Origin of the sequence: Nostoc parmelioides FACHB-3921 (assembly GCF_014696625.1) — a bacterium.
GTDB classification, from domain to species: domain Bacteria; phylum Cyanobacteriota; class Cyanobacteriia; order Cyanobacteriales; family Nostocaceae; genus Trichormus; species Trichormus parmelioides.
This window is the reverse complement of the sequence record NZ_JACJQL010000044.1, coordinates 1-14,355: the sequence shown is the minus strand read 5'-3', so window position 1 is coordinate 14,355 and position 14,355 is coordinate 1. Positions and strand designations below refer to the sequence as shown.

General features: G+C 42.5%; 7 protein-coding genes. 6 read left to right on the top strand and 1 reads right to left on the bottom strand.

Going from position 1 to position 14,355, the window contains the following annotated elements; translation table 11 throughout:
- Window positions 1-103: 103 nt before the first annotated feature.
- Window positions 104-1,258 carry an NAD-dependent epimerase/dehydratase family protein gene (locus H6G14_RS22975; RefSeq protein ID WP_190569955.1) on the bottom strand — a complete coding sequence of 385 codons (1,155 nt, stop codon included), beginning with the start codon at window positions 1,256-1,258 and terminating at the stop codon, window positions 104-106.
- A 1,318-nt stretch (window positions 1,259-2,576) separates the two neighbouring features.
- Between H6G14_RS22975 and H6G14_RS22970 the strand changes: the two genes are divergently transcribed.
- From H6G14_RS22970 to H6G14_RS22930, 6 genes are all read left to right on the top strand, one after another.
- Entirely contained in the window at window positions 2,577-3,923 is a 1,347-nt protein-coding gene (locus H6G14_RS22970) for a calcium-binding protein (protein WP_190569953.1), read from the top strand.
- 489 nt (window positions 3,924-4,412) lie between these two features.
- Complete coding sequence (locus H6G14_RS22965; RefSeq protein ID WP_190569951.1) at window positions 4,413-6,461, top strand: glycosyltransferase; 2,049 nt, start codon at window positions 4,413-4,415, stop codon at window positions 6,459-6,461.
- A 202-nt stretch (window positions 6,462-6,663) separates the two neighbouring features.
- Window positions 6,664-10,380, top strand: coding sequence for a beta strand repeat-containing protein (locus tag H6G14_RS33685; RefSeq protein ID WP_242053517.1), 3,717 nt, complete (start codon window positions 6,664-6,666; stop codon window positions 10,378-10,380).
- 183 nt (window positions 10,381-10,563) lie between these two features.
- On the top strand, window positions 10,564-11,976 hold the full coding sequence (locus H6G14_RS22940) for a pentapeptide repeat-containing protein (RefSeq protein WP_190569949.1): 1,413 nt from the start codon (window positions 10,564-10,566) through the stop codon (window positions 11,974-11,976).
- Between the two features lie 112 nt (window positions 11,977-12,088).
- Entirely contained in the window at window positions 12,089-12,955 is an 867-nt protein-coding gene (locus H6G14_RS22935; protein WP_190569947.1) for a calcium-binding protein, read from the top strand.
- Window positions 12,956-12,987: 32 nt separating this feature from the next.
- The coding region (locus H6G14_RS22930; RefSeq protein WP_190569945.1) for a cyclic nucleotide-binding domain-containing protein at window positions 12,988-14,355 on the top strand (1,368 nt) is incomplete at its 3' end.

Sequence of the window (14,355 nt, the reverse complement as noted above, 5' to 3'; positions counted from 1 at the left end):
CTTTGATCTAAAAATAGGGTGTAAAGGTATGAGAGTTTAGACGAAAAATCTCATACTTTTACACCCTGGGAAAACAAACAAGCTTTTTGCTTCAGTCTTATTTTTATTTTCTATGCCAAGAAACTTTGGGTAAAATTTGCTTTTGATCAACTCGTCCTTGATACTTGACAGCAAAGTTTAAGAGAGAATCTAGCAGAGAATCAGAGAGATAATGAGGTTGCAAGCCTAAATCGAGTAGTTTAGTGTTTTTGGCATTGAAGTAATGTTCTTCTTTCTCGATTCTGGGATTATCGAGGTGATTAATCTCTACATTTAATCCCAAGGCATTGCCAGCTTTTTTCACCATTAATGCCAAGTCACCAACACTGAATTGTTCAGTAAATTGGTTAAAAACACGAAACTCACCCGATGGAGCCGGATTAGCGATCGCCAGTTCCACACATCGCACCGTATCCCGAATATCCAAGAATCCGCGCGTTTGCCCACCTGTACCATAAACAGTCAGGGGATGACCTGTTGCAGCTTGAATACAGAAACGGTTTAACGCTGTACCAAACACACCATCGTAATCTAGTCGGTTAATTAAGAGTTCGTCCATCCCCGTTTCTTCAGTGAGAACGCCGTAAACCACACCTTGATTTAAGTCTGTTGCCCGCAATCCCCAAATCCGACAAGCAAAATGGATATTGTGGCTGTCATGAACTTTACTCAAGTGGTACATTGAACCTGGTTGCTTGGGATAAGGTAGGGTATCCTTGCGCCCATTGTGTTCAATGGTGATGTAGCCTTCTTCGATATCAATATTAGGTGTGCCGTATTCCCCCATTGTTCCTAACTTCACCAGGTGACAGTCAGGAAAATCTTCTTTCATTGCATACAGCAAATTCAACGTACCCACAACGTTATTGACCTGGGTAACAACTGCGTGTTCGCGGTCAATCATCGAAAATGGTGCTGAACGCTGTTCGCCAAAATGGACTATGGCATTTGGCTCAAATTTATGCAACGCTTTTTGGAGAAATTCATAGTTGGTAATATCGCCAACAAACAGGTCAATAGATTTGCCTGTTAAATCTTGCCAGCGCTGGAGACGTTGCTGAATTGGTGCGATCGGAGTCAGAGTTTCGATACCCAGTTCATTATCCCAGTGCCGACGCACCAAACTATCTAATATTCCAACTTCATAACCGCGATTGGAAAGATAAAGTGCGGTTGCCCAACCGCAATATCCATCGCCACCAATAACTAGGACTTTCATTTTCACCAGTTTTTACTCGCTGATAGCTTAATCTATCAGGTTTGGGTACCCCCTCACTCATCATTCTGGAAGATGTGGCCTCAGAAAGGACTCCTCATTTCCACGAGAAAACAATGTCTTCTTGCGGCGATCGCATCATGAAGATTATTTCAAAACCCTTTATCATCTCATGAAAGATGCTTAATGATATAAGCGTATACCCAACTTAAACCTATGAATATCATTGACTAATCTAATAAACAGATTCTTTATAAATTCCATACGGAAAATTGATCATCATAGTATGGTCCTCATGTATGATACAGATGCAAGCTCACGCAAGCGCTGAATTGTAAGTTTCTTAAACACCAAGTTTATTAAGGGTAGAAAAAGAATATTAACTATCAATTAATAAACGAGGTCTTAAAGATTTACTAAATTTTTAGATCCAAAGTTTTAACTAGTGTAATTTATCCACTAGCAAAAAACTGGAAGCATAAATGCACTTGATATTGTGTATCAAGTATTCCCTGTTCCCTGTGTCCTATTAAAGTGTTCCTAAATAGATATATATAGTTACAGCTACTTCTCACTCTGGCTAGAAGTTTCGGGTACAACCGTTTAATTATTTACGGAGAAAGTATGTATTTCGAGACTTGGAGATAAGATATGGCGTTTATTCGATGACGGAAGTACTCTATTGAGAATGGAATTCGGCATCAATATTTTGCTGAAAATAATATTGCAAGATAACAGATGCAACAGATGCCTTATTTGCTCCTCTGAAAATATAGCTATTGGCATAGCCGCGTCTTGATGAAATAACCTGCTCTTACGTAGGACAGTAGAGATGTCTGACGAAAACCATACCCTAGTATGGGTTTTGTCAATCTGTGCTGAATTTGTCTGCGTCTACCTTCGCCAAGGCTTAATTAGCTGAGGGACTTCCAGATAAAAAAATATTCACAATGTAATGTGCGTGAGTATGAATAATTTCTGAGCGTAGTTAGGGTCTATCGCAGTGAAGCACCCTACCAAACTATCAACTTCGGATAATTGATTTTTCAGTTTTCCCAAAGTTTCAATAACGTCTATCTTAATTGATCCATAAAGTTTCAATGAAGGTTACTTTGCAAATGTTTATTTATCGAGCGATTGAAAATATGTATGACGAACTAAAACAGTATTTTCTCACCATGTCTTAATTACCCCCTCTTCTAATTTGAGGAGAGGGGGGAGTGGTGAGAGTGGTAACAACCAAATTAACAAGACTTGTATCGTGCTGAATGCACATTCAAGTTAAATACCAAAACTATCTTTTGAAGGCAAAGATAAATTTATGGCAGTCAGAAACGGAACACCGGAAAACGATACCCTCACAGGCACTAATAATGCGGATACGATTCGCGGCTTTGGTAAAGAAGACCTCTTATTTGGCTTAGGCGGTAATGACACCATCTTCGGTGGAGAGGATAAAGACACCGTGTTTGGTGGTGATGGTAATGACAGAATATTAGGGGAAGCAGGTGAAGACGAGCTACATGGTGATGCTGGCAATGACTTCATCAATGGTGGATTAGATAAGGATGTGCTGTTTGGTGGAGCTGGTGCTGACAGACTCTTTGGTGGAGAAGGTGAAGACGAAGTATATGGTGAAGCCGGCAATGACACCCTCTACGGCGGCGCAGATGCCGACGATGCACTAGATGGCAAAGACTTCCTCGATGGTGGCGCGGGTGCTGACTGGGTTTATGGTGGCTTTGAAGATACTGCCCAAGGCGGTGCTGGTGATGACACCCTAATTGGTAGCGACTTTGATGATGTGCTGTACGGTGATGATACAGAAGGTACTGTTGCAGGTGGTGCTGACTACATCGATGGTGGCGCAGGTAATGATACCCTTTACGGTGAGGCTGACAGCTTGGCTTCCGGTGGTAACGACACCCTCATCGGTGGTGATGGCGATGATATTCTCTATGGTTATGCTGGTGACGACTCCCTCGTCGGTGGTGATGGTTTTGACACCCTCGATGGTGGTGACGGAAACGACATTCTCGATGGTGGCGCAGGCCCTAGCACCCTCTTGGGTGGTGCTGGTGTAGAAAGCATCACTGGCGGTAGTGAAGGTGACTTTATTGACGGTGGCGAGGGTAATGATACTCTCGATGGTTTCGGTGGTAACGATACCATCTACGGTGACTTAGGTGTAGCTGAAACTCTTGCAGGTAATGATATTCTCCGAGGCGGTGCAGGTGATGACTTCCTCGATGGTGGTGCAGGCGTTGACCGCGTTATCGGTGGTGCAGGCGTTGACATTCTATTCGGTGGGGAAGATGCAGAAACTCAAACTGCACGCGACACCTTGACAGGTGGTGCTGATACTGACTTCTTCCAATTGCTATATACAGAATTTGTGCCAGAACCACTAGATCCAGGTGAACCACCTGTACCCGTACCGGCTGGCGACTGGATTACCGACTTCCAAAATGGTACTGATTTCTTCGTACTAGAACTTCTAGAATTTGCGGATCTAGGATTCCAGAACGCCACCATTAATGGAGTAAGTGGTACTCGCATCTACGTTCTGACTGAAGGCTTTACTCCTGCTCAATCTGAAAATCTCGCCTTTGTGGCAGGTGTGAACCGTGGAGCGTTTGACGCATCAGATTTCATCGAGTCTATCTAAGAAATGGGTAACTAGGCGGTGTACTTTGGTTGGTAGCCAAGTAGCACACACCTAATAGTTACCCCAATCATGAAGAGTAGCTACAGAGTCTGGATAACTTGTTGAGCTACTCTTCCGATGAAGCCTCAATTATAATCTTTTAATTTTTTTGTGTACTTCCAATTCAACTTTATTAACTTTTGGAAGTAGCTAGCAGAAACACGTATATCTGAGTGATGCCGAACATATCTAAATGTTTTCCAGCATAGCTTTACTTACACTCTTTTTCAGACAGTTATTCCTGAAAAAATTGTTCCTCTAACGTTTCAATCTGCTAGCTAGATAAAACCATGCACGTCTAAATTACACAAATGCTAATAATGGCTGTCAACAATCAACAGTTAACAGCCTTCATGATGGATTTTGCAACTTAAAAGCAGAATAGCTTAACTAGTCGAAAATCCGCTTAAACATAGTTGAGGGAAGCAGGAGAGAAGTCATCAAAAAACCATGAGAATTTTATTTTTACACCCCAATTTCCCAGCCCAATTTCGTCACGTAGCTGCTGCTTTAGCTAAGGACAAAAATAACCAAGTTTTTTTTGGTACTACTCGCCAAGAAGGTAAATTGCCTGGTGTGAATAGAGTCGTTTATAACCCTAAACGTGAGGCTCGGCCGGAAACTCACCATTATGTCAAACCTTTGGAAAATGCGGTTCTTCAAGGTCAAGGGGTGTATAGACTGGCAGAGCAACTCAAAGCACGGGGATTTGTCCCAGATGTAGTTTATGGTCATTCTGGTTGGGGGCCGACCTTATTTATCAAAGATATTTTTCCCCAAGCTAAATTACTGTGCTATTTTGAATGGTTTTATCATGCTCATGGTTCTGATGCTGACTTTGATCCCAACGATCACATAACTGCGGATGATGAAGCCCGGATTCGCATTAAAAATGCGCCGATTTTGCAGGATCTATATAGTTGCGATCGCGGTCTTTCTCCTACCTATTGGCAACGCCAGCAATTCCCCATAGAGTATCACAATAAAATTAACGTACTTCATGACGGCGTTGATACTAATTTCTTTGTTCCCAAACCAGGGGCGAAGTTAGTACTACCACGGATAAATCTAGACCTTTCTCACGTTGAAGAACTTGTTACTTATGTAGCAAGGGGTATGGAACCTTATCGGGGATTTCCCCAGTTTATCGAGGCTGTCGCCTTACTCCAACAACAACGCCCTAATTGTCATGTGGTGATTGTCGGAGAAAACCGCGTCGCCTATGGTAAAAAGCTACCCGATGGCAAAACCTATAAAGAGGTGATGCTAGAAAAATATGATCTCGACCTTAGCCGAGTTCATTTTACAGGTTGGCTACCCTACGAAGAATATCTGCAAGTTCTGCAAGCTTCTTCTGCACACGTTTATCTGACTCGTCCCTTTGTTTTATCTTGGTCGATGTTGGAGGTTTTATCAGCAGGGTGCTTACTGATAGGTTCAAGAACTGCTCCTGTAGCCGAGGTGGTGCAAGATGGTGTTAATGGACTTTTAGCAGATTTCTTTTCACCCCAGGAAATATGCGATCGCATTGTAGAAGCCCTCAGTCATCCAGAGAAAATGGCTGGAATTAGGGCGAAAGCTAGGCAAACGATTCTAGAACGCTATGATTTAGCCCAGCTATTACCCCAACATTTGCAATGGATACAGCAGTCAGAAGAAACTCAACTCATTTACCCATCGGGAGGAAGGAAGTTAGAGGCGATCACCCCGATCAAAAACAAGGGATTTGGTAAGCAATCACCAAAAGCCACATCTGAAACAACCTTACAAGTTCACAATCAGACATTGACAACTCAAGAAATTATTCCCCTCTTGAGTCGATATCAAATGTTACCAAAGCTTCAGCAAGAACTCTTAATTGACGAAGCGATCGCCTCTTTTACCTGCTCAAACGAAGAGCAAGCTAAGTGTTATCAAGAGTTTTGTCAACAACATCAGTTGTCATCACAAGCTGAACGCCAAGCTTGGTTACAGCAGCAAAACCTGACGGAAGCAGAATTTTTAGATTTAGCAACTCGCAACCTGAGAATTGAGAAATTCAAAGCAGCTACCTGGGGTAGCAAGTTAGAGTCTCATTTTCGCCAACTGAAACCCAAACTTGACCAGGTTGTTTATTCTCTGATTCGTATTCAAGATGGTTCTGTAGCTCAAGAACTTTATTTTCGCCTCCTAGAAGGTGAACAGTCCTTTGCTGAAATTGCCAGACAATATTCCCAAGGTGCAGAAGCTCAGACTGGTGGCTTAATAGGGCCTGTAGCATTGAGTACACCCCATCCCAAACTGGCGCGCATCCTTGCTATTAGCCAACCCGGTCAACTATCACCACCAACTAATATTGGCGATTGCTGGATAATCGTGCGGCTAGAAAAGTTTATCCCAGCCCAATTCGACCAAGCGATGCGACAAAGGTTACTCAACGAACTTTTTGCTGCTTGGTTAAAAGAGCAAATGCAAAAAACTTCTCCACCACAATCGCTAGCAATTCAACATTCAGCTTGAAATTGCTCAGTTTTGCAATTTTGAATTTATCCAAAAAATAAGGTTGAAAACATCGCCCCTTATGAATGGCTGAATTAATTACGAATTACGAATTGGTTTTATTTAGTTCCCTATTAATGCTTGGCAGAGACATTCATTTCATCAGGATTGCCTTGTGTCTTTCCTTTTGAACCCCTATTCCTAAAACTTTGAGGTATGTAGTATGCCAGCTCTTAACTTTAACGAACAGCTTTTAGTCGGAAACAACTTTAACGGTCAAAACCTGAATGGTTCGACATTTTTCAAAGCTACTCTCACCAATGTTTCATTTTTCAATACACAGTTGAGAGGTACTAACTTTGAAGAAGCAAAACTATTCGATGTTGATGCCCGTAATGCTATCTTTGCCGCCAATAACAACTTTGGCCCAGCTAATCTTTTTAAGGCGACATTAGAAAATGTCAACTTCACGGGAGCAAACCTAACTGGGGCTAATCTCTCATTAATAAATACCAAATTTATCAACTTCTCAAACGCCAACCTGAGCAATGCCAATCTACAGGAGGCTAATCTTAGTGGCGAACAGTCAGAACGACCAAATCTGAGAGGGGCAAACTTTACTGGTGCTGATTTATCTAAAGCAAAGCTCAAAGCTGCGGACTTTACGGATGCTAATCTGACAAACGCCAGCTTAGAAGAAGCGGATTTAGAAGCTACTCTTCTAGTCAACATTGATGCAACTGGTGCTGACTTCCGACTAGCAAGCCTGACAGATATTACCCTACAAAACGCGATTTTTGACCTAGCCAATTTCAGTAATGTTGTTCTGAGTGATGCACAAGCACTAAATCCATCTCAGCCAGGTAATGTCAGATTTCGTGGTGCTAATTTAACCAACTTGATTCTAGATGATGCTGTTTTGACTAGTGCTGATTTTAGTGCTTATGTAGCTACTGACGGCACTGTTACAGCTACAGACTTGACTGGGGCTAAATTAATTGAGACCGATTTGACGGGAGCAAATTTCAGTAGTGCAACACTGCTAAACACTGATCTGTCTAAAACCAACCTCACCAATGCTAACTTCACAAGTGCTGACATGAGAGGGGTGCTGACGACGGATGCGATCGCCATTGGTGCAAATTTCACTGAAGCCAATTTGAGTAACGCTAACCTCTGGAAAGGCAACTTTACAAATGCTACCTTTGTGGGTGCAAATCTCAATGGCGCGATCGCTGTTGATGCGATCGGTTTAACTCTCGGTGATGCCAGTAACAATAGCATCACAGGTACTAGTGGCAACGATAACTTATTCGGTTTTGGTGGTAATGACACCCTCACAGGTGCTGGCGGTCATGATTATCTCGATGGTGGCGCAGGTGCTGACAGAATGGTTGGTGGTGCGGGTAATGACACTTATGCAGTCAATGTTGCGGGTGATACTGTCGTTGAAAACGCCAACGCAGGTATTGATACCGTCCGTTCTAGTCTCGCTAGCTACACATTAGGCAACAACGTCGAAAACCTTACCCTAGTTGGGACAGCACAAAGCGGTACTGGTAACGCACTCAATAATATTATTACTGGTAACACTAGCAACAATATTCTCAACGGTGCAGATGGTAACGATACCTTAATTGGTGGTGCTGGTAATGACACCCTTGATGGTGGTGCGGGTAATGATTCTCTCGTTGGTGGTACAGGTAACGACACCTACATAATTGATAGCGGCGATACCATTACAGAAAATGCTAATGAAGGTGTAGATACTGTCCAATCTAGCCAGAACTATACATTAGGCAACAACTTAGAAAACCTCACCTTGATTGGTACTGCCCAAAGCGGCACAGGTAATGAACTTGCCAACATCATCACAGGTAACGCTAGCAACAATACCCTCAACGGGGCTGACGGTAACGATACCCTCAATGGTGGTGCAGGTGATGACATCCTTGATGGTGGCGCAGGTAATGACTCTCTGATTGGTGGGACGGGTAACGACACCTACATAATTGATAGTACCGGGGATGCGATCGCCGAAAACGCCAATGAAGGTATAGATACAGTCCAATCTAGCCAGAACTACACCTTAAGCAACAACTTAGAAAATCTGGTGTTATTAGGCACAGCCCAAAACGGTACAGGTAATGCAGATGCCAACACCATTACAGGTAACGATGCTAACAATATTCTCAACGGTGCAGGTGGTAACGATATCCTCATTGGTGGTACAGGTGATGATACCTTAGATGGTGGTACGGGTAATGATTCCCTAGTTGGTGGTGCAGGTAACGACACCTACATAGTTGATAGTGTTGGGGATACTATTACAGAAAATGCCGACGCAGGTATTGATACCGTCCAATCTAGCCAGGACTACACTTTAGGCGACAACATAGAAAACCTCACCTTAATTGGTACAGCCGCAATCGGGACGGGTAATGCACTTGCCAACGTCATCACAGGTAACGATGCTAACAATACTCTCAACGGTGCAGATGGTAACGATACCTTAATTGGTGGTACAGGTGATGATACCTTAGATGGTGGTACGGGTAATGATTCCCTAGTTGGTGGTGCAGGTAACGACACCTACATAGTTGATAGTGTTGGGGATACCATTACAGAAAATGCCGACGCGGGTATTGATACTGTTGAATCTAGCCAGGACTATACTTTAGGCGACAACATAGAAAACCTCACCTTAATTGGTACAGCCGCAATCGGGACTGGTAATGCACTTGCCAACGTCATTACAGGTAACGATGCTAACAATACCCTCAATGGTGCAGATGGTAACGATACCTTAATTGGTGGTACAGGTGATGATACCTTAGATGGTGGTACGGGTAATGATTCCCTAGTTGGTGGTGCAGGTAACGACACCTACATAGTTGATAGTGTTGGGGATATCATTACAGAAAATGCAGACGCAGGTATAGATACTGTCCAATCTAGCCAGGACTATACTTTAGGCGACAACATAGAAAACCTCACCTTAACTGGTACAGCCGCAATCGGTAATGGTAATGCACTTGCCAACGTCATCACAGGTAACGATGCTAACAATATCCTCAATGGTGCAGATGGTAATGATAACCTCAGTGGTGGTCTTGGTGCTGACACCTTAGATGGTGGCGCAGGGTTTGACTTCCTCATCGGTGGTAACGGCAATGACTACCTAATTGGAGGTGCAGATAGTGACACCCTCGAAGGCGGTGCAGCTGCTGATACCTTGATTGGTGGTATAGATAATGATTTCTTGATTGGTGGTGCAGGTGTTGATTTACTCGATGGTAGTCTAGGTGATGATGCCATGAGTGGAGGAACAGGCAACGACACTTATATAGTCGATAGTATAGGCGATACCATCACAGAAAATGCTGACGAAGGTATAGATACTATCCAATCTATTCTGGACTATACCCTAGGTGATAACGTAGAAAACCTGACCTTGCTTGGCACAGCCCAAAATGGTACTGGTAACGCCCTGGCCAATATCATCACAGGTAACGCGGAAAACAATACCCTCAGTGGACTTGGTGGTAACGATACCCTTTATGGTTGGGATGGCAATGATACCCTCCTGGGTGGTGGCGGTAATGACTATCTCGATGGTGGTTTAGGTAATGACTCCATTGTGGGTGGTGTGGCAAATGACATTATTATTGGCGGCCTTGGTAACGACACCATGAATGGTGCTGATGGTAGTGACACCTTTATCTTTACCACAGGCTTTGGTAGCGATCGCATTAACGCTTTCGCCGATGGTATAGACAAAGTTGATCTCACGGCATTTGCTACCAGTTTTGGGGCTTTAACAGTTAATCAAGTTGGACTGACTACAGTCATTTCCAGTTCAGTTTTTGGCACTGGTAACACGATTACTTTAGGAAACTTCACCGCTACAAATATCGATGCTAGTGACTTTATTTTCTAGTGCTGAGTGCTGTTAACGTTCTTCTCTACAGAGGTTATGTCAATGGGGCGATGAGCCGCGTGCTGAGTGGAGAAAAAAGTGTTCCTTTTATTCATTTTTTTCTAGTGTGTAGCCTCGAACTCACGAGGCTAACCACAGGCTAGAGTTCTGAATTTTTACACCAATTTTTTTGAGGTATGTGTCATGTCAGCTTTGAACTTTAGCAATCAACTTCTCGTAGGAAACAATTTTTCTGGTCAAAACCTGAATGGCTCAACGTTTTTCAAAGCCAGCCTGACTGATGTGCAGTTCGTTGGTACACTCCTGAGAGGTACTAACTTCTCAGAAGCAATCCTCATCAATGTTAATGCCTCAAATGCCGTCTTTGCTCCTAATACCAACTTTCCCGCACCCGTCAATTTTTCTCTAGCGACATTGCAAAATGTCAATTTCAGTGGCGCAAACTTAAAACAGGCGAATCTATTTAAAATCAACACATCAAATATTAACCTGTCAAATGCTAACCTCACCGATGCTAACCTGAGCGAAGCTAATCTCAGTGGTGAACAATCTAACCGTCCTAACCTGACTGGTGCTAATTTCACCCGTGCTAACCTGTCTTTGGCAAATTTAAAAGCTGCTGACTTTACAGGTGCTAATTTGACAGATGCTAACCTCCAAGGCGCAATTCTGGAAGCGACGCTCTTAGTTAACGTCAACGCTACAGGTGCAGACTTCCGCTTAACTAACTTCACTGATGTCACTCTGCAAGACTCTATTTTTGACCTGGCAAATTTCAGTGGTGTTTCTTTGAGTGATGCTCCCCTCCCACCAGGTGAAACGGCTAATCTGAGCTTTCGTGGTGCGAACTTAAGCGGTGCAACTATAGATGATGCCGTTCTAACCAATTCTGATTTTAGTGCCTTTGGTAGTACAGTGACTAACCTGACGGGAACGGTATTTGATACTACTGATGTCAGTGGATCTAACTTCTCTCAAGCTAATGCAGCAGGTGTTCTGATTAACGGATCTGCGGTTGGTGCAAACTTCAGCAATGCTAATTTGACTAACGCTAATCTCTCAAAAGGTGATTTTACCAATGCTAACTTCCGAGGCGCAAATCTCACCGGAGCGATCGCGGCTGATGCAATAGCTCTTGTAGTCGGTACTGCCGCTAATGATACCTTGAATGGAACTACTAATTTGTTAACTGGTGCGGCAATCAATGACAATATTTTTGGTAATCAAGGCAATGACACCATCGATGGTGGTGCTGGCAATGATTACCTAGATGGTGGTAGTGGTAATGATAGCCTTCTGGGTGGTGCTGGTGCTGACATCCTCGTTGGTGGTGCTGGAAACGATACCCTCAACGGTGGCGCAGGTAACGACACCTTTATTTTTGCATCAGGCTTCGGTAGCGATCGCATTAACAGTTTCGGCAATAATGCAGACAAAATCGACCTCACAGCTTTTGCAATCAGTTTCGGCTCTTTGACAGTAACTCAAGATGCTGCAAATACAGTAATTTCCAGTGGTGTATTTGGGGCTGGTAACACAATTACTTTGGCAAACTTTACTGCTACCAATGTGGATGCTACAGACTTTATCTTTTAAGCATAGATCATAGGTAGCAGATATTCAGATCCCCGACTTTTTTAAAAAGTCGGGGATCTCTAAACCAGGATTGAGACTACTAAAAATTTAATTTCCAGATATTAAAAAATTTATGCGGATTCTTATTACCATAGCCCACTTTTTTAATCCTAACGGCAACGGTAAACACGCCTCTCAAAGAAAAGATCCCCGACCTCGACTATTAGCATTAACTAAAAGTATTAGTGCTTTGCATCAACTATTTGGCAAATCTCAAAGCATCATCGACATTAAACAGAGGTTAGCTTTACCAGCCAATCAACCGCAATCCTACGATTTGGATGTTGTGATTTGTACTACCCAAGGTCATCATCTCCTGAATCAGCTATCTTTGCCATCTCACTTTTATCAACACCATCCCACAGGAGTAGAACCCATGTTGCTGGGATTTGAGTGTCAAGCAATATTGCGTGATTCCCTTGGTAAATACGATTACTATTGTTTTCTCGAAGATGACTTGATACTTAACGATCCTTGGTTCTTTATTAAGTTAAATTGGTTTACTCAGCAAGCAGGTAATCTCAGTCTACTTCAGCCGAATCGTTACGAAGTTGCTACCAATAATTTAGCCTGTAAAGCCTATATTGACGGTGAACTAGCACCCAAAATAACTGCAAATTTTCAAAATATCAAGAAAAAACCACAACTTCAGGGGATAATTATGGGAATACCAATTACATTTAGGCGTACCCTGAATCCTCATGCTGGGTGTTATTTTTTAAATGCTCATCAAATTGAATATTGGGCTAATAAACCTTATTTTCTTGACCGCGATACTAGCTTCGTCAGCCCCTTAGAAAGTGCAGCAACTCTGGGAATTATGAAAACATTCCGCGTTTATAAATCTGCCCCAGAACAAGCTAACTTTTTAGAGATCCAACACTTTGGTACTGCATTTCTTAGCTTAATTGGGCAAGAGATAGGCTTATCAGCAAGTTGAAAAACTTTAGTTGACCCTTCAGTTAATTTAGCATGGCTTATATTCAAAGAACTTTTGAAGATTTTATAGCGAAAATCGAAGGTTTTGATAAATTATCAAATGAAGCACTTACCGATTTATTGTCACGAATACAACCTCAATATTATTCACTAGGACAAAAAATTATTGTTCGAGAAAGCATCCCTGAAAAATTAGCAATTATTTATGAGGGAACAGCTCGTCTATTAGGATATGACCCCCAAACCCAAAAGCCAATAACTTTAAAATTACTCCAACCTGGGGAAATTCTCGGTGAGATTAGTGTACTCCGGAAAGTCCCCTGCGAGATAGCGATCGCCTCTACTGAGGTGAAATGTTTAACTTTGGATGCTGATGATTATTTCCGCTTACTAACAAATTATCCCGTCTTTGCCCGATTTCGTCAATATCAAAGCAATTTGGCAGAAATTTATCATGTTTTGAGTATACAGTCAAAACTGTCAGATTTAGGCGATATCAATCTCAAAGAATTGGCTCGAAATGCTTTAGCTGGTGCAAAAATAGATTATCTCCCCCCTGGAAAAACATCACTTAGTCAACTCGATAACGAAAGGATCTGGTTTGTCAGTGGTGGGGGAATTGTGAAAAACCTTGCTTGTGGTTCTTCCCTGGAATTTAACAATCTCCAAGACACGGTTGAGATTGAGGGGAAAATCCCGGTACGGTTGCTTGGTATGTGTGAGTCAGATTTATCACTAAAAAATCAGTATATAGACATAAATGAAATTCCCTATGCACCTGTTGAAGAAGCACCAGAACCAAAACCACAAAGTATAAAATATGAAGCAAAGAATATAAATTATCCGCATTTTCATGGTAAAGGGCAATTAAATTCTGCGATCGCCTGTTTCCAAATGCTCTCCAAATATCTGGAAATGCCCTTTCGGCGGGACGTGATTCACCGCATCTTCACCCAGCAGATGAAACAGCATGGTGTAATACCGTTGCAGGTTTGTGCAACCTTGGCTGAATTCATTGGACTCAAAGCCAAATTAGGAGATATGCCTTGTTCACAAATCACGCGCATTCCTACCCCAGCCATGATTCACTATGGTGATAGCTATGGGGTTGTCTATGAAGCCAGCGATCGCCTGATAGTTATTGGTGTACCATCCAAGGGAATACTACGGCTCAAACCTGCACAATTGCTTTCTCAATTAGAACTAGAAGCAGGCAATTCTGACCAGATGCGGGTATTGCTACTTTCCCCCACCAAAACCACACCCAAAAAACGCTTTGGTTTACAATGGTTTCTGCCCTATTTATCACGCTACCGCTTTGTACTTTTAGAAGTCTTTTTAGCTTCTTTATTTGTGCAGTTGGCAGCATTAGCCAACCCAATAATTATTAAAATCATTATT

Excerpts from the sequence above, each read along its gene's own strand:
- H6G14_RS22975 (WP_190569955.1), bottom strand. The coding sequence starts at position 1,258 with ATGAAAGTCCTAGTTATTGGTGGCGATGGATATTGCGGTTGGGCAACC.
- H6G14_RS22970 (WP_190569953.1), top strand. The coding sequence starts at position 2,577 with ATGGCAGTCAGAAACGGAACACCGGAAAACGATACCCTCACAGGCACT.
- H6G14_RS22965 (WP_190569951.1), top strand. The coding sequence starts at position 4,413 with ATGAGAATTTTATTTTTACACCCCAATTTCCCAGCCCAATTTCGTCAC.
- H6G14_RS33685 (WP_242053517.1), top strand. The coding sequence starts at position 6,664 with ATGCCAGCTCTTAACTTTAACGAACAGCTTTTAGTCGGAAACAACTTT.
- H6G14_RS22940 (WP_190569949.1), top strand. The coding sequence starts at position 10,564 with ATGTCAGCTTTGAACTTTAGCAATCAACTTCTCGTAGGAAACAATTTT.
- H6G14_RS22935 (WP_190569947.1), top strand. The coding sequence starts at position 12,089 with ATGCGGATTCTTATTACCATAGCCCACTTTTTTAATCCTAACGGCAAC.